19 protein-coding genes are annotated in these 21,746 nt (G+C 68.9%); 6 read left to right on the top strand and 13 right to left on the bottom strand.

The window, feature by feature from the left end; translation table 11 throughout:
• Window positions 1-981 precede the first annotated feature (981 nt).
• Both ABTZ59_RS12475 and ABTZ59_RS12470 read right to left on the bottom strand, forming a co-directional pair.
• Complete coding sequence (locus tag ABTZ59_RS12475) at window positions 982-1,659, bottom strand: response regulator transcription factor (RefSeq protein ID WP_351394926.1); 678 nt, start codon at window positions 1,657-1,659, stop codon at window positions 982-984.
• Entirely contained in the window at window positions 1,660-2,835 is a 1,176-nt protein-coding gene (locus ABTZ59_RS12470; protein ID WP_351395058.1) for a sensor histidine kinase, read from the bottom strand.
• Between the two features lie 158 nt (window positions 2,836-2,993).
• Here ABTZ59_RS12470 and ABTZ59_RS12465 point away from each other — a divergent pair, with 158 nt between their 5' ends.
• Both ABTZ59_RS12465 and ABTZ59_RS12460 read left to right on the top strand, forming a co-directional pair.
• Window positions 2,994-3,293 carry a hypothetical protein gene (locus ABTZ59_RS12465; protein ID WP_351394923.1) on the top strand — a complete coding sequence of 100 codons (300 nt, stop codon included), beginning with the start codon at window positions 2,994-2,996 and terminating at the stop codon, window positions 3,291-3,293.
• Window positions 3,294-3,369: 76 nt separating this feature from the next.
• Window positions 3,370-4,845 (top strand): alpha/beta hydrolase, encoded by a 1,476-nt coding sequence (locus ABTZ59_RS12460; protein WP_351394920.1) that lies wholly within the window; start codon window positions 3,370-3,372, stop codon window positions 4,843-4,845.
• Between the two features lie 160 nt (window positions 4,846-5,005).
• Here ABTZ59_RS12460 and ABTZ59_RS12455 read toward each other — a convergent pair whose 3' ends face one another.
• The 3 genes from ABTZ59_RS12455 to ABTZ59_RS12445 form a co-directional block, all read right to left on the bottom strand.
• Window positions 5,006-6,610: a glycosyl hydrolase gene (locus ABTZ59_RS12455; protein ID WP_351394917.1), complete on the bottom strand. Its 1,605-nt coding sequence runs from the start codon at window positions 6,608-6,610 to the stop codon at window positions 5,006-5,008.
• Between the two features lie 111 nt (window positions 6,611-6,721).
• Complete coding sequence (locus ABTZ59_RS12450; RefSeq protein ID WP_351394914.1) at window positions 6,722-7,939, bottom strand: glycoside hydrolase family 19 protein; 1,218 nt, start codon at window positions 7,937-7,939, stop codon at window positions 6,722-6,724.
• A gap of 53 nt (window positions 7,940-7,992) precedes the next feature.
• Window positions 7,993-8,898, bottom strand: a complete 906-nt coding sequence (locus ABTZ59_RS12445; protein WP_351394911.1) for a hypothetical protein — start codon at window positions 8,896-8,898, stop codon at window positions 7,993-7,995.
• A 261-nt stretch (window positions 8,899-9,159) separates the two neighbouring features.
• On the opposite strand from ABTZ59_RS12445, the gene ABTZ59_RS12440 reads away from it, so the two are divergent.
• Window positions 9,160-10,383, top strand: a complete 1,224-nt coding sequence (locus ABTZ59_RS12440) for a DUF418 domain-containing protein (protein ID WP_351394908.1) — start codon at window positions 9,160-9,162, stop codon at window positions 10,381-10,383.
• A gap of 12 nt (window positions 10,384-10,395) precedes the next feature.
• Here the strand turns inward: ABTZ59_RS12440 and ABTZ59_RS12435 are convergent, their stop codons facing one another.
• From ABTZ59_RS12435 to ABTZ59_RS12400, 8 genes are read right to left on the bottom strand one after another with little or no spacing between them, the layout of a single operon-like run.
• On the bottom strand, window positions 10,396-12,216 hold the full coding sequence (locus ABTZ59_RS12435) for a type IV secretory system conjugative DNA transfer family protein (RefSeq protein WP_351394905.1): 1,821 nt from the start codon (window positions 12,214-12,216) through the stop codon (window positions 10,396-10,398).
• Entirely contained in the window at window positions 12,213-13,775 is a 1,563-nt protein-coding gene (locus ABTZ59_RS12430; protein WP_351394902.1) for a putative type IV secretion/conjugal transfer ATPase, read from the bottom strand. Before ABTZ59_RS12430 ends, ABTZ59_RS12435 begins: the two co-directional genes overlap by 4 nt.
• Window positions 13,776-13,777: 2 nt before the next feature.
• Window positions 13,778-15,274, bottom strand: a complete 1,497-nt coding sequence (locus ABTZ59_RS12425) for an SCO6880 family protein (protein ID WP_351394900.1) — start codon at window positions 15,272-15,274, stop codon at window positions 13,778-13,780.
• 59 nt (window positions 15,275-15,333) lie between these two features.
• Window positions 15,334-16,644, bottom strand: coding sequence for a hypothetical protein (locus ABTZ59_RS12420; RefSeq protein WP_351394898.1), 1,311 nt, complete (start codon window positions 16,642-16,644; stop codon window positions 15,334-15,336).
• Window position 16,645: 1 nt separating this feature from the next.
• Window positions 16,646-17,431: a DUF8175 domain-containg protein gene (locus ABTZ59_RS12415; protein ID WP_351394895.1), complete on the bottom strand. Its 786-nt coding sequence runs from the start codon at window positions 17,429-17,431 to the stop codon at window positions 16,646-16,648.
• A gap of 22 nt (window positions 17,432-17,453) precedes the next feature.
• Entirely contained in the window at window positions 17,454-17,759 is a 306-nt protein-coding gene (locus tag ABTZ59_RS12410; protein WP_351394892.1) for a hypothetical protein, read from the bottom strand.
• 58 nt (window positions 17,760-17,817) lie between these two features.
• Window positions 17,818-18,126 (bottom strand): hypothetical protein, encoded by a 309-nt coding sequence (locus ABTZ59_RS12405; RefSeq protein ID WP_351394889.1) that lies wholly within the window; start codon window positions 18,124-18,126, stop codon window positions 17,818-17,820.
• Window positions 18,123-18,635, bottom strand: coding sequence for a DUF6668 family protein (locus ABTZ59_RS12400; protein ID WP_351394886.1), 513 nt, complete (start codon window positions 18,633-18,635; stop codon window positions 18,123-18,125). The genes ABTZ59_RS12405 and ABTZ59_RS12400 overlap by 4 nt, the downstream gene beginning before the upstream one ends.
• Before the next feature lie 275 nt (window positions 18,636-18,910).
• Between ABTZ59_RS12400 and ABTZ59_RS12395 the strand changes: the two genes are divergently transcribed.
• The 3 genes from ABTZ59_RS12395 to ABTZ59_RS12385 all read left to right on the top strand — a co-directional run bounded on the left by ABTZ59_RS12395 (window position 18,911) and on the right by ABTZ59_RS12385 (window position 21,505).
• On the top strand, window positions 18,911-19,726 hold the full coding sequence (locus tag ABTZ59_RS12395; RefSeq protein ID WP_351394884.1) for a transglycosylase SLT domain-containing protein: 816 nt from the start codon (window positions 18,911-18,913) through the stop codon (window positions 19,724-19,726).
• A 24-nt stretch (window positions 19,727-19,750) separates the two neighbouring features.
• A complete protein-coding gene (locus ABTZ59_RS12390) occupies window positions 19,751-20,692 on the top strand; it encodes a hypothetical protein (protein ID WP_351394881.1) in 942 nt (313 codons plus the stop codon).
• A 237-nt stretch (window positions 20,693-20,929) separates the two neighbouring features.
• The gene (locus ABTZ59_RS12385; RefSeq protein WP_351395055.1) at window positions 20,930-21,505 is read left to right on the top strand and encodes a sigma-70 family RNA polymerase sigma factor; all 576 of its coding nucleotides are present in this window, start codon (window positions 20,930-20,932) and stop codon (window positions 21,503-21,505) included.
• Window positions 21,506-21,746: the final 241 nt, after the last annotated feature.

Genomic DNA, 21,746 nt, shown 5'->3' with positions numbered 1-21,746 from the left:
CCGGCAGGAGTCACTGGCTGTGGTCTTCGGCAGGTTCACTGAAGGTCACCGCACCACCCAACTCCAAAGGCACTGTCACCTCTTCAACGCTCATAGTCCGGATGCGGTTCACTAAGGGCTGGGAGTGGGGCGAGAGCGGCCGACGCGAGAAGCCCGGCAACCTGCCTCGGGACACCCACAGCAGGGGTGAACTCCTTCCCCTCTGATTTCGTATAGAGGGATGCGGGGCGCTCCGAAGAAGCGGGCCACCCATGCACCCGGCCACCGCTGTTCAGTTCATGCGGGCTCCGTGCGCGATCCATGGGAGGGTAAATGCCATCAATGGAACATATAGCAACGGCAGCCAGACTGGCTATCGCTTCGGACACGAGCGTGACGGAATACGTGAGTTCCCAGCTGCTGGAGGCCCACGCCCCGCTACACACGGCGCAGGAACGGTTGGAAGCGCGGCTGAACCAGATCTACGGGGATCGAACGGGCATGAATCGGCAGCAGTGGGCTGAGTACGCTCCTGAGAATGTGCCCATGTTGCGCTCGGAATTGGAGGAGGTGCGAAACGCGGAGCTGGCGTACGTGACGAAGTACTACGAGAAGAGCCAACCGTGGGCGCGGAATCCGCGCGTCATGAATGAGTTCAAGAGGCAGAAGAGGGAGTCCGATAGGCGTCAGGTGCCTATGGTACGGGCCGCGGATCAGTGGGTGGCGACGATGGAGGAATCAGTGCGCGCGGTGCCCGCCCCCGCCCCGGCCTACTCACCTGAGTCCGCTGAGCAAGGGCACAACCTCGCCACGGCCGTTCGGAACACGTTTCCACAGGATCCCGCCCCGGCGTACTCACGTGAGCCCGCGGGGCAGGAGCACCCCGTGAGCCAACCACTTCCGTACGAGGGCCCGAGCCACCTTTCACCGCAAGCGCGCCCGGGACAGCCCGCGAGGCGACCGCCGAGTCGATGAGCCGGTGTCCCGCAGGTGATCGCGGTGTCATTCGTCCGCGTCGCGGACCAGGAGTGCGATCTGTACGCGGTTCTGGAGTGCCAGCTTGGCGAACAGCTTGCTGGTGTGTGCTTTGACGGTCGCGACGCTGATGCGCAGCCTGTGGGCGATCTCCGGGTTGTCCAGCCCGTCCGCGATGGCCCGGGCGGTTTCGAGTTCTCGTGCGGTCAGTACGGAGAGCCGCTTCCGGGCGGCTTCGCGGGATGAGTCGCGGGTGTGAGGGGACTGCGGAGCGGTGGCCGCGGCGATCACTCGTGCGGTGGCCGCCGGGGACAGCACGGGGTGGCCGTTCGCGACGGTCCGCACCGCTTCGAGGATGTGCGAGGGCTGGGTGTCCTTGAGGACGAACCCGAGTGCTCCGGCGCGCAGTGCGCCGAGCAGCAGGTCGTCGGTGTCGAATGTGGTGAGCATGAGCACCCGGGGTGGCGATGGTCGGGTGAGAAGTTCCCGGGTCGCGCTGAGTCCGTCGCGGCCGGGCATCCGGATGTCCATCAGCACGACGTCCGGCCGCTGCTCGTCCACAACCGCGATCGCGGCGTGTCCGTCGGACGCCTCGGCGACGACGGTCAGGTCGGGTTCGCCGTCGATGACGAGTCGCAGCGCCATGCGCATCAGCTCTTCGTCGTCGACGATGACGACGCGCACCGACTCTCGCTCTCGATCCACTCATGCGCTCTTTTCGTGCGTGGGGTACGGCCAGGGCAGCTGTGCGGCGAGGATGTATCCGTTGTCGGGTGTGGGGTGATGGCTGAGGTGTCCGCCGGCGAGGTCGACTCGTTCGGTGAGGCCGAGCAGGCCGAATCCGGATGCCGGCGGTCGTGTGGTGTGCGCGCCCGCTGAGGAATTGTGGACGCTGACGCTGAGTGCGTCGCCCGCCGCTCCTTCGAGGGTTATCCGGATGCGTGCGCCTGGAGCATGTTTGGCGGCGTTGGTCAGTCCTTCCTGGACGACCCGGTAGCAGGTTCGGCCGACGACGTCGGAGGGTGTTCCTGTCACCGTGGTGGTGAGAGTGACGTCCAGTCCGGAGGTACGGGCGTCGGCCACCAGGGCGGGGATTCTCTCAAGAGAGGGCTGCGGTGATTCCGGCCGGCCCGGGTCGGCCCTGAGCACACCGAGGACATCCCTCAGTTCTTCCAGGGCCTGGCGGGAACCCTCGGCGATGCCGCGGACCAGTACGCGGCTCTCCTCGGCTCTGAGATCGTCGCGGTGGTCCAGCACTCCTGCCTGCATGGCGACCAGGGAGATCCGGTGCGCCAGTACGTCGTGCATCTCGCGGGCGATCCGGTTGCGTTCCAGGGCCCGTGCCTGCGCCGCGCGTGCGGTCTGTTCCCGTTCCGCGATCTCCGCCCGGTCTCGCAAGGACCGCACCTCGACGCGCCGCGCGCCGATGGCCAGGCCCACGGCCGCCGCGGTGCCCGCGGTCAGTGCCGACGCCGCGAGCCCCCACCACAACGAGTCGGGCGAGGTCTGGGTCGGGTAGAGCCCGCCGGTGAACTGTGACCCGGTCACATAGGCCAGCGCGACGACCCCGATCTCCAGCGGACGGCGACGGGTGGAGATCGAGCACAGCGCCACCAGCGCGGCGCCGGTCGCCATGACCGACGCGGTCGAGGCGATCGCGACCGTCATGGCGACGGTGAGCGGGAACCGCCGCCGCCACACAAGCGCCGTCAGGCAGCCGAGAGCCACCAGCGGGTCCCCGGTGAGGAACCAGGAACCCGTCTCGCCCTCCGTCCCCTTCAGCAGCACACCGGCACTGGCCCAGGCGAAGACGCCCGCCGCCGCTGCCGCCGTCAGCCGCCAGATCTGCTGCCAGCATTTGAGCCGTGGCGTGTCGTCCATGTTCACCTGGTCATTGTCGCTGAACTGTGCGGCCGTGAATCAGACCACGGGCGGATACGTATGGGACCGAAGTCGAATCACCGCCTCGCTCAAGGTCGAGGCCGTTTCGGGCCGCCGGTCTGATGTGCCGCCCGCTTCGCACGGACAGACTCTCTCACGTGCCGAGAAAGCCGGATACGGGCCGGAGAAACGCGATGCGCCGGGGCGGCCTCGGGGCCCTTGAGGCGGTGGGGATGGTCATCACCGCCCTGGCCGCCCAAACGGTGATCCGCGGTCTGCTCGACCAGGACTCGGAACTGCTGTGGGGCGTCTTCAACTGGGTCCCCGGCGGCCCTGTCGGCCGGCTGATCCTCCTCGGAGTCATCGCGCTCGTCGCGATGGTGTCCGGTGGCTGGGCACACACCCGCCGGGCACGGGACGCCGAGCGCGCCAGTGATCCCGGGGCATTCCGCGGCTGAGAACCGGCCTGACAACCGCGGCACGTAGTTGGTGGCGGGCGTTTTGCCCGCCGTGTTCCCTTCAGGAGGACAGCAGATGCGCAGAACCCTGTCTCTCGCCCTCGCCGCCACGGCGGTGGCGGCGACCGCGATACCCGGAGCGTCGGCGGCGGCGACGCCGGATACCGTGCGTGCGGCGACGCCGGACACCGTCCGGTGGGGCCCGTGCCCGGAGGATGTCGCCGCACCCCGTCTTGAGTGCTCGACGCTCGAAGTCCCGCTCGACTACCGGCATCCGGACGGCCGGCAGATCGAGATCGCGATCTCCCGGCTGGCGAGCGAGAAACCGGCGAAGCGCCGCGGCGTGCTGCTGACCAATCCGGGCGGCCCCGGCGCCGGGGGGCTCTTGTACCCGGCCCTTCTCGCCGCCTTCGGGATGCCGCAGGAGGTGCTGGACTCCTACGACGTGATCGGCTTCGACCCGCGCGGAGTCGGCCGCAGCACGCCGGTGACCTGCGATCTGACGCCGGAGCAGCAGGCACGCCGCAACTTCCCTTCGTACGCGCACACCGCGGCCGATGTCGCGCGGGAGGCGGGGTACGCGCGGACCATCGCCAAGCAGTGCGCCACCTCGCCAACAGCGTGGATGCTGCCGCACACCACCACCGCGAACACCGCACGCGACATGGACCGGATCCGGGCGGCGCTGGGCGAGCCGAAGCTCTCGTACCTCGGTTCCTCCTACGGGACGTACCTCGGTGCGGTCTACGCGACGAAGTTCCCCAAGCGCAGCGACCGGATCGTGCTCGACAGCAACCTGGGCCCCGGCGGCTATGACGTCACGGCCATGCGGTTGTTCGCCCGGGGAATGGAGGACCGGTTCCCGGACTTCGCGGCGTTCGCGGCCGCGCACCCCGAGTACGGTCTGGGCACCACACCGCAGCAGGTGACCGCGAAGTTCTTCGAACTCGCGAAACGGCTGGAGGCGGCACCGGTCCAGGGCATCGACGGGACGCTGTTCCGCGGGATCACGTTCGACAACCTCTACAGCGATGCGCTCATGCCCCAGCTGGCCAAGACCTGGCAGGCGCTCGACACGGACCGGCCGCTGCCGCCCAACCCGCCGCCGGCGAACATTGAGAACTCCATGGCCAGCCGCTTCGCGGTGATATGCGGCGACACGCGCTGGCCGGAGACGGTCCGCGAGTATCAGCGCAATGTCGCGGTCGACCGGCTGAAGTACCCCATGCTGGGAGGGTCCGCGGCCAGCATCGGACCGTGCGCGTTCTGGCCGGACAAGCGAGTCGAGCCGCCGGTGCGCATCGGTGACCGGGGCCCGTCGAACGTGCTCATGGTGCAGAACGAGCGGGACCCGGGGACGCCGCTGGCGGGCGCCCAGAAGCTGCGGCGGGCCTTCGGGGAACGGGCCACGATGGTGACGGCCGACCAGGGCGGACACGGCGTCTATCCGTTCGGCGGCAACACATGCGCGAATGAAGCGGTGACGGCGTTCCTGGCCACCGGGCAGCGCCCGTCGCGGGACCTCGCCTGCGCGGCGGAGCCGGGCAAGTAGGAGGAGAGGAGACAGGCTCAACAACCAACGGCGCGGAGGCACGAAGACCTCCGATGCGGTGTCGTCCGGGACAGTCCACCGCATCGGAGGTCTTCGCCGTGCTCAAGGCCCGCATGCGCCGGCGACGTTCCTGATCGACGCACCCGCGGGCCGGTGTGGATCAGTCCGCGTCGCGGAAGGTGTTGCCGCTCGCGTTCGACGCGGGGCCGTTGTAGAGGCCGGTCGGGCTCGTCTGGGTGGTGAGGGCGAACCAGGCGAAGCGATCGACGTAGTCCAGCCGTTGGAGCGCGTCCGTCGATATCTTGATGAAGGCGGTCTGTTCCTGCTCGCTGGGGTAGCGGGGGGCACCTTGGGTGAAGTCGATGAGGGCGTACTCCGTCAGCCAGACCGGCTTGTTGTAGCGCTTGTGCACGCGCTCCAGATAGGCGGCCAGTTGGTAGGTGGCCCGGGAGCTGAAGTCGGAGCCGTACCAGTGCACCGGGATGAAGTCGACGCGCAGGCCTCGCTCCTCGGCTCCCTTCATGAAGCGGTCCAGCCAGCCGCCGGGCTTGTCGGCGTCGGTGGAGACCGCCGGGGCACCCAGGTTCAGGCCGGTCTTCTCCAACTGGGGCCAGAGGTCGAGCGCTTGCTCGGGCGTCAGGTTGGCCTGGTCGGCCCGGTCGGGTTCGTTGAAGCCGAGGAGGTTCTTCCCCTCCCGGGCGGCGTTGCCCAGCTCTGTCTCGTTGACCGAGCCGGGTCCCCAGATCGACGGGACGTACTCGACGCCCTCAGGCCTGGCGACGTCGCCGGTGGAGGAGGTCCAGTTGTGGTACCAAGTCGCGCCGGAGTCGGCCAGTGCCTGGGCGACCCCGTCACCGGGGTTGAGCGCCACACCCTTGCCGGCCGCGTCCGCACTGTTGGCCTGGGGCTTGGACTTGGGTACGGGCCTGGGCTTGGGCTTGAGGTGGGTGGGCCGGTCGGGGGCACCCGTGCCGTGGAAGGTGACGGTCAGTCCGCTGCATTCGCCGCACTGGCGTACGACCTGGTTGCCCGGTTCGGTGTCGTGCTTGGACCATGAGTAGGCGGAGGGCACCTTCGCGGCGATCGCGTCGCTGTAGGCGGTCTTCGCGTCGCGGTTCGGGTTGACGCATACCAGTGGCCTGCCCGTTGCCGCGTCCTTGGTCAGGTTCTCGGGCGGGCAGACGGAGAGCAGATCGGTGGGGCAGCCCACCGAGGCGCACGGTCCGCCGTTCTCGGGCGGCGGCACTCCGTCGGGGGTGATGGTGATCGGCACCGAGACGGCGTTGACGTAGCTGACGTTGTACCAAGGTGCCAGCGGGTCGGCCGAGTCGAAGTTGAACTCGGCCAGACTGGCGGGCTGTTCACCGGTCGAACAGCGGTCGGCGAAGGGTCCGCAGTCGGCCACCGCGCAGTGGAAGGTGCTGCCCGACTCTCCGGTGCAGCCCTGGCGAGCGAAGAACTTGCCGCGCCAGTGCCCGGGGCCCGAGTGCTCGGGCATGGTGATGGTCGCGGACTGGCCGGGATCCAGTGTCGGAAGTCCCGTCGGCGTGGGCGAGCCGTCGGCGTTGACCGCGGCGCCGACCCAGATACGACTGTCTGTCTCGTTCCGCAGAGTGACGGTGCGTTCGGCGTTGGCCGCCGCTTCGGACACCCGGTCCTGCCGGTCGCCCGGCGAGCCCTGGTAAGCCGCCGAGGTCACGGCCGACACGGCGACGACCAGCAGGAGAGCGAACAGAAGTGGTCGGAATTTTCGAAATGATCTCACGCGCATGGAGCATGCCCTTCGACTGGGGAATCGACTGCGCTCACATGACGGATGCCCGCGGCTATCGGTTCACCCTGCGGACGCTCGCCGCCGCCCGCTGTGCCGGCTTGCTCAGCAGTACACGTTGTCTCCTGGTGTCGTTCCGAGGATCTGGACAAATCGCTGGTAGTTGGCCACGCGGTCCTGTACCTGTGCGGGGTTCTTGCCGTCGCATTCCAGGGCGCCGTTGATGGAGCGGATCGTCTGCCCGAAGCCGGAGTTGTTGGTCATGGCGTCGTGCGGTGTCATGGTGCCGGGGCCGCTTTGGGTGTTCCAGTACCACAGGGCGGTCTTCCAGGCGACGGAGGAGTCACTCTCCACGAGTCCGGGGTTGTTCAGCAGGTCGATCCCGAGGGCGTCGCCCGCGGCCTTGTAGTTGAAGTTCCAGCTGAGCTGGGTGGGTCCGCGGCCGTAGTAGGCGCTCTGGCCGGCCGGGCAGCCGTAGGGCCGGCCGGGGTCGCAGTAGTGGGAGTGGTTGGCCGTGTTCTGCTCGGTGACATGGGCGAGGCCGCCGGTCTCGTGGCCGACGTTCGCCAGGAAGGCGGCGGCTTCCCGCTTCTTGGTGGTGTCGTCGCCGGAGGCCGTGAAGCCGGGGTAGGCGCCCAGCGCCGCGGTCAGTCCTTGGTAGGTGTAGAAAGGGTTCCGGGCCGGGAACATCGCGTTGAACTGACCTTCACTGACGATGAAACCCACGGGGGCGTCACCGCCGTCGCCGCCGCCGACACCGTCGACGACGCCGCCGTCATCGTTCGCCGGTGGGTTCGCCGCCTTGGAGTCGAACCACTTCTGGTTCGCGGCGCCCGTGCAGGGCCAGATCTGGAGGGGTGTTCTGTTGGTGTTGTCGTAGCCGCGTACGTCCAGGCACCTGTCCGTGGCGGGGTTGACGATGTCGTGGGCTTCGGTGACCACCCACTGCTGGTTCGCTTCGCCGTGGCAGTCCCACAGCCACACGGATGTCCCGTCCGCGGTGCCGGCCCCCTGTATGTCCAGACACTTGCCGAACGCCCGCAGGGTGCCGTCCCCGGGGCTGGACCAGCGCTGGGCCCCGGTGCCGTTGCAGTCGTAGAGCTGAACAGCCGTACCGTTGGCGGTGTTCGCGTCCGCCACATCGACGCATTTCCCGGTGAAACCGGTGATCGAGGTGTCCGTGGCATCGGCCGCGAGCCGCATCGTCGGGGAACCGGCCGCCAAGACGGCGCCGCCCGTGGCGGCCAGCACGGCTGCGGCCACGAGGCCGACGCGGACGGGGTGGCCGAGTCCGGTGCGCCTGTGGCGAAAGATGATGGGCATTTCCGGATGTCGCTCCTTGAGTCTGCCTCGGGGTGATGAGGACCTTGCGCGTGTCACACACTGTGTCGGCGGACGGGAGCCGGTCTCCCGTGCTGAGAGGGCGCGGACGTCACACCGCCAACGTCCGTACCGGAAGGGGACGTGGGCGCCGTAAACCGATTCGCTGCCCGCGCGACCGGGTTTCCTTCGACCGGATCCCCCTGCGGATACGGGGATCCGGCCGTGTGCGCGGAGTTGTCGGAAGGGAGGAATTGTTCGATGTGGGGCTGATGGGGGGCCGCTTCCGGGAGCGGCGTCTGCGGAACTTTCGGTTGGAACTGGTGCCAAAGTCTCAAGAGTTCTGAAGTCGAAATCACCGCGGCCCCGAGGCTTTTCACGGAATTCATTTTCATGGCCCACCCCGTAGCCACGGAGCCCGCGCCCACCGCATGCCCCAGGAATCCCTTGTCACCCTTGCTCTCGATAAGAAACCCAGCGGCTCCCAACCCCCATCCCAAGGACATCGCCACAGGGTGACTCGTGTAGCCGCCACCAAACGAGAACGACGCCATCTCGGCCGCCTCGACCACCTTCGCACGCCAGCCCTCTTTTCCTTGCAGGAATATGATTCCCGCGGAAGTGAGGTGTGTGATGGAGTTGAGGGCGGGACCCGCGGCATTGAGGATCTGGCTGTCGGCCGCCATCCCACCCGACCGCAGACCAGTGCCTATGGCAGTCAGCGCATGCACCGTAGCCTCATGGTAATTTCCTTCTTTATACTCCTTCAGTGATTTTTCCATGCTGTGGACGGCGAGCAGACCGAAGGCGGCGCTCTTCGCGTGTGAATTTTCCGCCCCGAGCCCAGCTGACATCGAAGCCATGCCGAATGCCATGGTGGCTTTTATCACTGCTTCTTCCAGGGGATTCTCCTTCTTCCCTGGATTCTCGGCATCCGGTATGTCATCACTGGCGGTTGGCATCACAGATCACCTTGTTTCGAATCGGGCGCGATGATTAATACGCTCCGCAGGCCGGGTTGGACGGGCGTATACGTACCTTCTCAACGTCGGATCCCGAGAATCGGTTCACTCCGGCACGGTGGCGGTGGGGCGGGCCGTGGCCGAGTGAACCGTTCGCGCGGGTTCCCCGTGGTGGTCCCCGGGCGGCGACGAAGCAGGTGTGGTGATGGCCGGCGCGGCCTCGACGTTCGTATCGCCCCGCATCGGTCCCGGAGGCCCTTCTTGCGTTCCTCGCGCCGTACCCAGGTCTCTCGCGCCACCGAGGCGCTACCGAGGAGCGGACGGAGCGAACGGAGCGGACGGAGCGAACGGATACGAGAGATCGATCTGCTGCGCGGATTCGCCCTGTTGGGCATCCTCCTGGTCAATGTCCAGGCCATGGCCGGACCTCATACGGGTCCGGGGGGTGAGTTGTCCGTGTGGTGGGTGGACGAGGTGGCCGAGTGGCTTGTCACCGCCCTGGTCAGTGCCAAGTTCTACCTGCTCTTCTCCTTCCTGTTCGGGTACAGCTTCACGTTGCAGCGGGCCTCGGCCGAGCGCGCGGGGGCGCCGTTCGCCCCTCGGCATCTGCGCCGGTTGAGCTGCCTGTTCCTCCTGGGGCTCGGGCACGGAGTCTTCCTCTTCCCCGGCGATGTCCTGCTGGTCTACGCGGTACTGAGCCTCGTCCTCTTCGCGGTCAGGGACATCGAACCCCGGACCGCCGTACGGGCGGCGGCCTGTCTGGTCATCGGTGTCGCGGTATGCCTGCTGGTCTGGGGCCTGTCGACGGTCGCCTACACGGAGCCGATGAACCCGCGGGACCTCATGGCCGCGATCCAGGAGATGGCGGCTGCCCACAAGGGAGACTTCGGCTCCGTCGTCCGGGCCAATCTGGGCGCGTTGCGCGACTCCCTGGGCTGGAACATCCTGTACGGCGCCGACATGCTGGCGGCCTTTCTGGTGGGACTCGCCGCCGGCAAGCGCGAGCTGCTCGCCGACACCGGCCGGCACCGTGCCCGGATGGTGCGGATCGTCGTACGCGCCCTGCCCGTCGGCCTGGCGGGGAGCGTCTTCATGGCCCTGTGCCGCAACGGGCCGCTGGACGCCCGGTGGTACGACGTCGGCTCGGCCGTCGGCGTGCTCACCGCCCCGGCGATGACTGCCGCGTACGTCTGCGGACTGCTGCTTCTGCTGCGCTCCCGGCCCGGCGGCCGGGCCGCCGCCGCCCTGGCCGGGGCCGGCCGGCTGGCCCTGACCCACTACCTCACCCAGTCCGTGGTGATGGCGCTGGTCTTCACCGGTTACGGACTGGCCTGGTACGGCCGCCACGGCACCGCGGTGCTGCTGGCGGGATGCTTCGCCCTGTACGCGGCGCAACTCGCGTACGGCGGGCGGCTGTTGCGCCATGTCCGGTACGGACCGGCCGAATGGTTGCTGCGCGCGGCGACGCTGGCTCGCAGGCCATGAGATCTGCTCGGACTACGGCTTGTCCAGGGACACCGCGTCCCTCTCCCATCTGTTCATGGTGGCGGCGGGAGCGTCGGCACCGCCGGACCAGGAGCGGGCCGCCCGCTCGGTGATGGCGGCCGTCTCGGCCTTGGCCGCCGCCGAGATGACACCGGCGTTGGGCTCCTTGTACCAGGGGCGCAGCCGGATCAGGGCCGGCCGTACACCGGTGGCCAGCAGCAGGGCGGTGCCCTTGGGCAGCGCTCGTATGCTGTCCGCCGGCAGCACCGGGTCCAGTCGGTAGGAGTACGAGCGGGAGCCGCCGTCCTTGCTCTTGGAGTAGGACGCGGTGCGCACGTCCTGGTTGCCGACGAGCTTGGAGATCTTCTCGACGAAGTCGGCGTCGTCCAGCCCGGCGCCGAGCAGCTTGATGGTGGCCGCGCTCCACAGGGCGTCCATGCCCGCCTCGCCCCACACGCGGCTTCCCTGCCGGTAACTCTGAAGCAGGGTCACGACGTTGATGCCGCGTGAGCCGAAGTGGCTGTAAAGGTCGGGGAGATCGGAGATACGGCAGACGTTGGCCGCCTCATCGAGGACGGCGGTCATCGGAGGGTCGAGCCGACCGCCCATGCGCTCGGCGGCCACCACGCCCGCGCGCATCGTCGCGTCGGCGAGCCCCGCGATCACCCCCGCCGCCGAGCCGCCGCCGTCCTTCGACAGCAGATAGAGGGTGTCGGTGGCCAGCACGTGCTCGTGCGGGTTGAACTGCGGCAGTGTGGGATCGGGCGTCACCCAGGCCACGATCTCCGGGTCGAGCAGGCAGGCCACGCACTGCCGGGCGGTCTCGTAGATGCCGTCGCGGGTCTCCACCGCGCCCCGGACCGTGCCCTGCAACTGCTCGGCCATGGCGATCATGTCGACATCGCGCAGCAGGTCGATCGGCGTCCGGTCGGCGGGGTCCGCGAGCCATGCCAGCAGGTCGAGGACGGATGCCTTGCCGCGCGCGGCGGCGAGGAACAGGGAGGTGAGGGTGTTCTGGGCCGCGGAGATCCAGAAGTCCTTCTTCGACTGGTCGTCGTTGACGGAGGCGACGAAGTGCCCGGCCAGTCGGCGGGCGCCCTCGATGGTGTGGCAGTCGGCGAGGATGTCCCACCACATCTCGCGCGGGGTGTGGGCGATGCCCTGCGGGTCGAACGTCCAGACCCGGCCCGCCTTTTCGCGTGCGGCGCGGGTGACGGCGTAGACGTCGGACTTGTTGGAGGTCAGCAGCACCGCGCCCTGGGCGCGCAGCACCCGTGGGACGGCGATGCCGGTGGACTTGCCGGCACGTGGGGCCATCAGGTCCAGCTCCACGTCCTCGTAGGACGAGCGTAGTTCGGGGCCGCTGGGATCGAGGTCGCCGAGGAGGTTGCCCGTCTCGTCGGGGTGCAGGTGCTGGCGGCCCTTGAGCGAAGGGCGCAGGTCGCGGGCGCGTTCCGCGATGCCGGCCGGGGCAAGGGCGGCCAGTTCCCGGCCGCCTGCCAGCCCCTTGGGCCGGGCGGCGCGCCGCAACACCCGCCGCACGACCAGCACACCGGCGGCGACGGCCGAGCCGAAGACCAGGACGATACCGGCGACCACACCGGCCGGGGAGGCGTCCGGCCAGAGTCCCGCGGGCCCGTCGGTGAACAGGGTGCCGAACGTCGCCAGGGCGAACGGCGGAGGATGCCAGCCGGCGCCGGTCAGCGCGGCACCCAGCGTGCCGCCGAGCCACACGCCCGCGAACACCACCAGGCTCACGGCCGCCACCAGGACGATCGCCCAGGGCGCCAGCTCGCTGCCGTAGCTTCTGCCCTTGGCCGCGGTCCCGCTCATGTGGTCCCATTCCCTTCTGTCTCCGACAACGTGGAGAGGTCGGGAACATGCGCGGCCGCCTGCTCGATGACGGGATCGTTCGACGCCCAGCGTTTGTTGGTGTCGTGCAGGCGCCGTTCGGTGTCGGTGATGGCGACCTGGATCGGGATGCCGGGCCGGCCACCGACCTTGATCAGGAAACGGCCGCGGCCGGGTGGCTCCTCGCGGTCCCCGTGCGCCGCCCAGCCCGGTGGCGAGGACCACGAGGAGACCAGATCGATCTCCCGCTGGGACAGGCCGACGATCTGGCCCAGCTCCTCCATCTCCTGGCGCGGCAGCCCCGCGCACACCACCATGCCGGCGCGTTCGACGAAACCACGTGCCTTGACCCGGTCGGAGTCGGTGCCCAGCGCCTCGGCGTCCTTGAGCGTGTGGGTGATCTTGGCGTCACCCAGGCCGAGGCTTCGGTTGAGCCGGGTCAGTGCGTCGATACGGTCCACGATGCCCGAGGCCGCGCGCAGCGGTCGCCACAACTCGTCGAGCACCGTGAAGAACCAGCGCCGGGGCCGCAGTCCGGCGTCCGCCAGAGCGTGCGAGGCGGCCACGGTGCCCAGCCCGTCGGACCAGGCGGCCAGCATCGCCGCCGCGGTGAGCTGAGTGTCCGCCTCGCCGATCCGGGAGATGTCCACGCACACGGCCGGTGAGTCCAGGTCGATGCGGGTGGACGTCTCGGAGGCGAACGTGTCGCCGAGCGGTCCGTCGAGGATGCCCAGCAGCGAGCGGTGCAGGGGGTCGACGGCGGCGCGGTAGCGGGTCTCGTCGCCGCGGTCCAGGGTCACCGCCCGTACCCGGTCCGGCCCCTCGGTGATGATCTGGAGCAGATCGGGCAGCAGCGGCTGGCGGCCGGACGGTGTGCGCTCGCGCAGATGGTGCAGCGCCGCGGAGAGCACCGACTGCTCGTGGTCGTCGACGGGACGATCGCGCACGATGGTGACGAGCGCGGCGACCATGTTGAGCACCCGGCCGTGGGTCTCGGCCATCAGCACCCGGCCGGCCTCGCCGCCGATGCGCCGGGCGGCGGCGCCCATGGCCCCAGGGTCGAGGACGTTGATGCCGCCCACTCCGCGCCCGATGGAGATGACCTGTCCGCCCAGGGCGCGCACGGTGTCGGCGTAGTCGGGCTTGAGGTCGCCCAGCACCAGCGGCACCACACCGGTGGCGGCCAGCCCGATGAGCATCCGGTTGATCAGGGTGGACTTGCCCAGGCCGGGCATTCCGAGCATGAACAGTGAGGGGTTGGAGATGTACTGGGCGCGGGTGAACCAGGACAGCGGGTCGCCGCAGACGGTGGCCCCGGTGAACAGGTGCTGGCCGAGCGGCACGCCGCTCATCGGCGCGCCGGAGCCCGCCGCGAACGGCCACAGACCGCAGGCCTGCACGGTCGTCGCCCGCCACATGGTCGGCGGGTCCACGTTGGCCACCTGGCCGCCGCCCGGGCCGGGCCAGCCGCGCGGTGGTACCAGCGGGACCCTGGGGCGGGGGGGAGACTTCTTGCTCTTGGTCCGGGACGTGTTCCTCATGCTCACAAGGCCTCCTTCAACTCGCGCGGGACCAGGGTGTACTCCCACGGCAGGATTCCGACCGGCAGCGTGCAGCTGAACGCCGCCGCCTGCATCCGGTCGGCCGGCCGCATCATCAGCCGCGCTCCGGCCAGCTGGTTGCGTACCGAGGTGTTCGCGTCGTCGAGGTCCTCGACGCCGTCGACCGTGACCGTGACCATCAGTGAGAACTCCACCAGGCCGGCACCGCCGGCCTCCTCCACCGCCGTCTGCTCGGTTGCCCGTACCTCGTTGGCGGCACGGGCCTGCACCATGCCGCGCCTGGAGGTCGCCATGAACTGCGCCGCCCGCCGGTCGGCCTCGACGATCCGGGCCGAGGTCGCCGGGTCGATGGGGCGGTAGAGGAGGGCCACGCGCTTGCGGCGGGTGCCCGGAGTGGCCTCCAGCAGTCCCCGCAGTATTTGGGCACGTACCGTGCCACGGGGTGCGAGGGTGAGCAGCCAGGTCCGGGACACTCCTGAGTCGTGCTGATAGGAGTTGGCCGTTTCCACGGTCGCCGTTGGACCGGCGTCGTCCCAGTCCAGACCGGTTCCGCCGTACTGCGCGCGGGCGTCGAGGACGTCGCCGGCCACGGCCGGGTCGTAGGCCACCCGTACGACTTCCGCGACGCGCTCGGCCGACAGCGGGGCCGCGGGGCCGCCGCCCGCGGCCATCAGTCCCGACAGCAGGCCGGGAATGCGGATGGCGAGATCGGTGATGATGTCGTCGCCCTTGCGCTTCTGGCCGTTGGGATTCCCGTAGGTCAACGCGATGTAGGTGTGCATCTCCGAGGACGCGGTCGGATACCGCCGCACCACTTCCTCCATCACCGCACGCGCCGCCTCCGGGGCGTCGGGACGAATGCGCGGCAGGAGCTCGTTGGCCAGTCGGTTTCCGGTGTCCGGGGCGGTCTCGACCACCACCGCGGCCCCGCGCAGGCCCGGCTCGGCGGACAGCCGGGCCAGCCAGTGGCCCCATGACGCCACCCAGGTGTCCACCTGGTCGGCGTCGACCAGGGAACCGCCGTCGGGTTCACACTCAAGCACGATGGTGTAGAGGTTCCGGCTGCGGTGGTGGAGTACACCGAACGGCTGGTCATAGGCGTCCCTGCCCTCCTTGAGCGTGACCCGGCTCAGCAGTCCCGGCGGACGGAACCGGCCCCCCGGCCGCGGGGACAGCGGACCGGAGACATAGGTGGTCGATCCCTTGGCCTTGCGACGGAACCAGCTGATGCGCAGAGCGAAGAGCTGATAGACGTTGCGCCCGTCCTGCGTGCGCGCGGCCAGCGGCAGCAGCAGCAGGACCTGCAAGATGACCAGGACCAGGGTGACTTGCAACGAGACCAGCGACGCGATGAGGTCGAGGATGATCCCGCCGAACACTCCGATGGTGCCGACGAGGCCGAGCGGCCCCAGGCCGGGCCGCCTGGGCCTGCGCCAGTTCCCGTACGTGGGATGGACGACGGGAGCTTCGGTGGACATGGGGAATACCTGCTTCGCTTACGGTGAGTGGATCGTGGGACCGTCCTGGAACGACGTGCTCACTCGCGGGGAGGATTGCCCGTAGGTGCGGGACGATCCATAGGTTGGTCGGCGGGCGGCAGTTGACCGGGTTGGCGTTGCGGGGGTGCGCTTGAGCTGTCCGATGATGTGCTGTCCCTGCCTCCGCCCCCGCCGCCCGGGGATTCGCCGCCGCCGCTTCCTCCCGCGCCCGACGGCGAGCTGTCTTCGCGCCCGTCGCCCGCGGGGCTGCTACTGCCCGACGACGAACTTCGTTCGCTTCCCTCGCTTCCTTCGCTCCCCGACGGTGAGCTGTCCGTGCCTCCGTCGCCCGAGGATTCGCTTCCGCCGCCTCCGCCCGACGATGAGCTGCCTCTCCCTCTGCCCCCGCCGCCCAACGAGCCGCCACCGCTCGCTCCCGTGGGCCTGAGCGCTCCGGCGGCACCGCCGGCGAGAGAGGCCGCCCCTCCGCCGATCGCCTTCGCGCCGGTGGCGATGCCGCCGACGATGCTGCTGGCCGCCTTGTCGGCCCCGTCGCCACCGAGCGACTCCATCGCCGGAACGATCACTCTCATCAGCGCGGGCAGAGCGATGGCCGAAAGCAGAAGCACTCCCATTCCCGCGACTTGGACATTGACTTCGGAAGCCCCTTTGCCGGGGACCGAGGTCGCTTGTGAGTTCACCATGACGGACCCTGAGAAGAACACGAGGCTGACCATGGGCTTGTACAGCAGCCACGCGATCAGCCACCCCATGTGCTTCCTCCACCAGGTGCCGCCCCACTCGGTCATGGAGGCGGCGGCGGCCAGGGGGAGCGTGCCCATCAGGATGATCATGACGCCGAGCCGGATCCACATCAGAAGCGCGTGGATGATGCCGGCGACGATGAGGAGGCAGCCGATGATCAGCAGCAACATGGCGGGGATGGCGTCACTACAGCCGATGCCCTCCATCAGGTTCTGAAGGGCGCCCGTGAACAGATGGGCGGAGTATCTGTCCATGAGGGCGGTGAACGTGATGAGCAGGCTGCTCGCGAGCGTGTTGACCAAAGTGATCCGCAGGACGCCCTTCAGCGCGGTCTGGCCGCTGTCGGCCCTCCTGTCCAGGGCCATTTTGACCGCGGCGAAGAGGATCGAGCCGACTGCCAGATACATGACGATCCACTGTGTCTGACGGTTGATCACACCCGACGATTCCTCGTCGTACGAACCGATGCTTCCCACGGCGTCGAAGATGCTGAAGGCGCCGCGTATCGCGATCCTGGCCACCGTCCTCATCATCTCGCCGATCGGGTCGCCGAAGATCAATTTGCCGATGTCGATGCCGTCGTCGCAGTCCGCGGCCAAGTACATGTCATTCTCCCCACGCGGAGAAGCCGCTGGGCTTCGCCTGCCGTACTCGTGTGTAGAGCGACCCGTCGTCCAGAGGGGCCGCCTTCCAGTCGCCGTCCCGCCAGCGCAGGGACACCGATGTGCTCAGGTAGCCGCCTACGGGATTGGTGAGGAGCAGTCGTACGGTGGCGGATTCGCCCGAGTAGGACGCCACCGAGAAGCCCACGAACCGCCCACTGAGGTCCGCCTCTGGATCCGTCGTCCCGGCCTCGGCCTTGGCGGTGACGAATATGTCGCGCGGCCTCCCGGGCACGATCTGCTGCTCCGCGGCGGCGCGCCACGCGGTGCCGCTCAACTGGACGGGGATGACGTGCGCCGCCAGTACCGCGCCCGTGGGCGTGTGGGCGAAACACCACCACACGGAGCTGTCGGTGTGCAGCGGACCGGCCGACGCCGACGTGGGAACCATGACGGTGACGAGCTTTCGCCAGCGCAGATCCCTCGGTGTGGTGGTCGGCCGCGAGGTGTCCTGGTCGTCGGTACGGCAGTTCTCCGGACGGTCCTGTGGACCGCCCCTGACCTGTTGCGGATCGCCGGGGGACAGCGGGCCGCTCAGCCCGGACAGCAACTCCCGGCTGTCGGCCACGATCTCCGTTTCCTTGGCGGGGATGCCGTTGGTGGTGCCGGTCGAGAGCGCCACCAACGACATGACCACGAGAAAACCGAGGAACCCGGCCGCGGTGATCCAGCCTCGTTGCTTGTAGAAAGGCCCGTCGACGGGCTTCCGTTTCCGTAGCGAGCGGAACATGTCGATGCTCTCTCCCGCGGGATTACGCGGTGAAGAAGAAGGAGACGACGGGGCCCGCGGTGGAGACGAGGACGCAGCCTCCCAGCACCATGCCCAGGCGGCTCATGTGCTCGGAACCCTCTCCGCGCTTCACGGACGCGGCCATCATGACTCCGGTGATGATGATCCCCGCCACACCGGCGGCGGTGCCCGCCCAACCAGCGATCCCCAGAACGGTGTCGACGGCATCGGCCAGTTCTTGAGGCGCCTTTCGCTCGGGGTTGGGGACCTCGTTGGTGGCCAGATAGTCCCAGGTACTGGCGGAGAGAGCGCGCAAGGTGTCCTTCATCAATGTCTCCGGTTCATCACAAGTCGAATATTCACGTGCGGTCAGCCGTCCCGTGCCGTCAGCGCAGGAGATACGGCCAGATCACGAAGTTGACCAGCGGCCCCGCGGTGGAGACGAGGACGCAGGAACCCAGGACGAAGACGATCCCTCGGAAGTAGGTCGCCCCTTCGCCCATCTCTCCGGCCCGCAGACGCATGGCCATCTGCACGCCGATGATGATCACGCCCGCCACGGCGGCGGCCGTCACGAGCCAGGCGAGATTGCCCAGCAGCAGACCCGCCTCGGGGGCCGGATCGAAGTTTCCGCTGGGCCCGTACTCGGCTTCCCCGGGCTCGTACACGGTGCGGGGGTCATCGGCGAGGTTCATCGGTGTCCCGCCGTACGTCCGGTCGGACCGGAGGCGAGCTCCGCCAGCGCGCGTACCTCTTTCGGCAGCGGATCCACCTCCTCGCCGAGGCGCCACGCCGGGACCCACGGAACGCGGTGGACCTCGGCCGCCGAACGCAGTACGCGTACGCGTCGGCCGAGTTGGCGCGGCAGGCGCCCCGGCGCGTCGGCGACGAGCACGAGGGCGATGAGGTGCACTCCGGCGGGGTGTTCCCCCGTGCGCAGTGCGTTCAGTGCCTGGGACGCCGCCCGCATGCCCCCGGCATGGGTACGGGCCACCAACAGCACTCCGCCTGGTTCGCCCCGGTCCGGTTCGGGCCACCGAAGGCGCAGGTCCGCCCCGCCCAGCACCCGCGCGAGCGTGCTCGCCCCGCCACCGCCGTGCGCGTTGACCCAGGCGACCGGCTGCCCCCGGTGCGGTGAGGGCGCGGGTGAGGCGGGCGCGGGTGCGTCGAGGCGCGTGGTCCTCGCCGCTGAGCGTGGTGACACGGCTGTCGCCGGGGCGTCCTGCTGGGTTGCCGGCCCACGAACCCACATCTGTGGGCCGGCGAATGCCGACGGTGGAAGATCCATGAGCGTTCGCCCTCCTCTCGGTTCCGAACTACGACGGCGGATCGCGCATTGAACTGATCGGCCGCTTCGTCCGTTGCGCCGGTGCGGGCCCGCGGTGATCCGTCGGGCAGCCACTACGGGAAAACCCACGACCTGGTTCAGCGCTGTGCGAAACCGGGACGTGGGCCCGATCACGAGAGGAGCGACTGGACGTGGGTGCGGATACCAGCGGGCAAGCCACCAAAGGTACGAACGCCGTGCTCCTGGCCGCCGGCGCGGGTACGGCTCTCACTGGATGCGCGCTTTTCCCGCTGATCATCCTGATCATCCTGATCGGGGCGATCGTCATATTCGTGATCTATGTCTTTTTCCTCCCTCTGGTCATCATTTGCGACATCTTTGGCTGTGGGGGAGGCGACGGCAGTGCGACAGGGGACAGCGACCAGGTCGCCGAGGCGTTCGGCGGCGACGGGCGGGGCGAGTTGTACGAACCGAGCGTGCCCGCGGAGTTCCGTGAGCACATCAAGAACGCCGGGGCCGAATGCACACAGATCGGCCCGATCGTCATCGCCTCGCAGATCCAGTACGAGTCCATGTTCAACGAGAAACTCGTCGGGCCCGACGGGGCCGAGGGCATCTCCCAGTTGCCCCCGGACAAGTTCGAGGAGTTCGGCGAGGACGAGGACGACAACGACAAGACCTCGGCCCTGGACGCGGCGGACTCGATCATGGCGCAGGGCAGATACCTGTGCTCACTGGCCGAGGACATCGACGAACTCGTCGCCAACAACGAAGTCAAGGGAGATCTCCTCGACCTGACCCTGGCGGCGTACCACGTGGGCCTGGACGCGGTCATACAGGCGAAGGGCGTACCGGACCACTCCGGCGCGCAGAGCTACATCTACGGCGTCAGGAGTTCGTTCGCCGTGTACTCGGGTGCCGTCAAGGTTCCCGAAGGATCCGCGTACCCCAGCATCAGCCCACTGCCGTTCGACAGCATCAACCCGTCGCCCACCGGTGGGCAGTGACCAGAACAGCGAAGGAGTCATCGGGTGCTCAGACAACACAGTGGGCAGGGCCGTGACGGACAGGAAGACGCGGAGCGGGGGGCGGTCGTCTCCGTGGAGGTGTTTATCGACCCCGACGGCCGTGTGACGGTCGACGGTATGCCCTTCCCCATGCCGGACGGCGAACCGGTCAACGTGGCCGTGCTCGACACGATGCAGCGCCGGGCGCGGGCCGGGGGCGGACCCGTCGAGGCGACGATCGTCGACCGGCAGGCGGGGTACGCCACCCGCGTCGAGGTCACCGCCGACGGGTCGAGCCGCATCGTGCGACATGAGGGATACCGGGAGTTGACCGAGACGGACCCGTCGGCGGCGGGTCCGGAGTCGGCGGATTCCGGGCCGGGCGACCGGCGACCGGCCGAACCGCCTTCCGTCGGGCTGTCGTTGGTCCCCCGCCCCTCGCCCGACGCACCGCCCGGCGAAGGCACACCATCGACCGACGCGGGTACACCGGTGCTCGTCCCGGACGAACTCGCCGAACTCGTCGCGCGTATCGGCCAGGCCATCGACACCGGAGCGCGGGAGCGGGCGGCGGCGCTCGCCTTCCGGCTGCGCGAGCACACCGCACGCACCTTCGGCGCCGAACACCCGTACACGCTGGAGGCGCGGGCCCTGGAGGCGTACGCCGTGCACAAGGGCGGCAACCACGCCGCCGCGACGCTCACCTGCCTCGAACTCGCCGCGACCCGGCATCAGCAGGGCGACCCGCGCGCCCATGAGGATCTGCTGCGCGCGGTCGCCGTGTGGCGGCTGATCGACGACCTGCCGTCCGCCGTCGAACACGGCCGGACCCTGCTCACCACGTGGTCCCGGCTCGCGGCGGAAGGCCGTGCGGCCGCGGGAGACGCCGAGTTGGTGAGGGGCGTGGATCGTCGTATACGCGCTCTCGCCACCGAGGCCGCCATATCCGAGACCGGCCTGGCCTGAAGAGGAATGCGCAGGTCGACGCGGGGGAGCGGCCAAGGAGAGGTGCGCCCCCGCGCGGTATCAGCCCCTCCGGTTACCGCTGAGTTTGGCTGAATCAGAGGTTTAAGCGTCAATCAAACGTCAACGCGACGTGGAGTCCCACGCGTAACACTCCCCCCGAATCGAGACCGCCGGGCGCGGCCTTGAGACCTGACCTTCCCCCGAGGTCATGCAGTGAGGAGTAAGTACGTGAGCGGCATGGTTATGGGCTCCTTGGGCGCGGCGAGCGCCGGCGAACGCGCGATGCGCACGCTCCACGACGAACAGGCGGGCGCGCTCTACGCCTACGTGGTAAGGCTGTTGAACGGTGACCGGTACAAGGCCGAGGACGTGGTGCAGGAGACCCTGCTGCGCTGCTGGCGGACACAGGACCTGACTGACGGCCGCCAGCTGCGGCCGTGGTTGTTCAGAGTCGCGCGCAACCTCGTCGTCGACGAGTTCCGGATGCGCAAGACCCGCCCCCAGGAGGTCAACGGCAACATCTGGCTGGACGACTTGCTGGCCAGTTCCGACGACGTGGACTGGCTGCTCTCCTCCCTCCTGCTCAGGGAGGCGTTCAAAAAGCTGTCTCCCAACCATCGCGAGGCGCTGTACGAGACGTACTTCTCCGGCAGGTCGATGCGTGAGACGGGCCTGTTGCTCGGTATACCGGCGGGCACCGTCAAGTCGCGTGTGCATCACGCGTTGCGTGCCCTGCGGCTGGCCATGGAGGTTGCCGAACGCCCCGACGGCCAGGCCGTCAAGAAGCCCGAGGAGCACTTGGCCGCCGCTTGACGCGACCAGGGCGTCTGATGCGGTGGACAAGGCCGCGGGCGGCGAAGTAGCCGGACCGGTCGCGGAGGTGATCGACTCCTCCCATGTCCGGGCGGCTCGCCGGGACCGTTGGGCGGGCCCCGGCGAGAGGCCCGGACATGCTGTTCGGGACTTCGGCCATGACACGTACCGCGCCGGCCGCGCCGACGCGGCAGGCGCGGCCGGCAAGCCTTCCTCGCCGCGCCACGGAGCCGACCGGGTC

The sequence above is a fragment of the Streptomyces sp. NPDC094034 genome (genome assembly GCF_040303865.1).
Taxonomy (GTDB): domain Bacteria; phylum Actinomycetota; class Actinomycetes; order Streptomycetales; family Streptomycetaceae; genus Streptomyces.
Note: the sequence above shows the minus strand (reverse complement) of the source record. Positions and strands in the feature narration are given on the sequence as shown.

What these genes read in the sequence shown, in the direction of transcription:
- ABTZ59_RS12435 (WP_351394905.1), bottom strand. Translation starts at nt 12,216, where the DNA reads ATGAGCGGGACCGCGGCCAAGGGCAGAAGCTACGGCAGCGAGCTGGCG.
- ABTZ59_RS12450 (WP_351394914.1), bottom strand. Translation starts at nt 7,939, where the DNA reads ATGCCCATCATCTTTCGCCACAGGCGCACCGGACTCGGCCACCCCGTC.
- ABTZ59_RS12430 (WP_351394902.1), bottom strand. Translation starts at nt 13,775, where the DNA reads ATGAGGAACACGTCCCGGACCAAGAGCAAGAAGTCTCCCCCCCGCCCC.
- ABTZ59_RS12405 (WP_351394889.1), bottom strand. Translation starts at nt 18,126, where the DNA reads ATGAACCTCGCCGATGACCCCCGCACCGTGTACGAGCCCGGGGAAGCC.
- ABTZ59_RS12410 (WP_351394892.1), bottom strand. Translation starts at nt 17,759, where the DNA reads ATGAAGGACACCTTGCGCGCTCTCTCCGCCAGTACCTGGGACTATCTG.
- ABTZ59_RS12445 (WP_351394911.1), bottom strand. Translation starts at nt 8,898, where the DNA reads ATGCCAACCGCCAGTGATGACATACCGGATGCCGAGAATCCAGGGAAG.
- ABTZ59_RS12420 (WP_351394898.1), bottom strand. Translation starts at nt 16,644, where the DNA reads ATGTACTTGGCCGCGGACTGCGACGACGGCATCGACATCGGCAAATTG.
- ABTZ59_RS12470 (WP_351395058.1), bottom strand. Translation starts at nt 2,835, where the DNA reads ATGGACGACACGCCACGGCTCAAATGCTGGCAGCAGATCTGGCGGCTG.
- ABTZ59_RS12425 (WP_351394900.1), bottom strand. Translation starts at nt 15,274, where the DNA reads ATGTCCACCGAAGCTCCCGTCGTCCATCCCACGTACGGGAACTGGCGC.
- ABTZ59_RS12415 (WP_351394895.1), bottom strand. Translation starts at nt 17,431, where the DNA reads ATGTTCCGCTCGCTACGGAAACGGAAGCCCGTCGACGGGCCTTTCTAC.
- ABTZ59_RS12385 (WP_351395055.1), top strand. Translation starts at nt 20,930, where the DNA reads ATGGTTATGGGCTCCTTGGGCGCGGCGAGCGCCGGCGAACGCGCGATG.
- ABTZ59_RS12460 (WP_351394920.1), top strand. Translation starts at nt 3,370, where the DNA reads ATGCGCAGAACCCTGTCTCTCGCCCTCGCCGCCACGGCGGTGGCGGCG.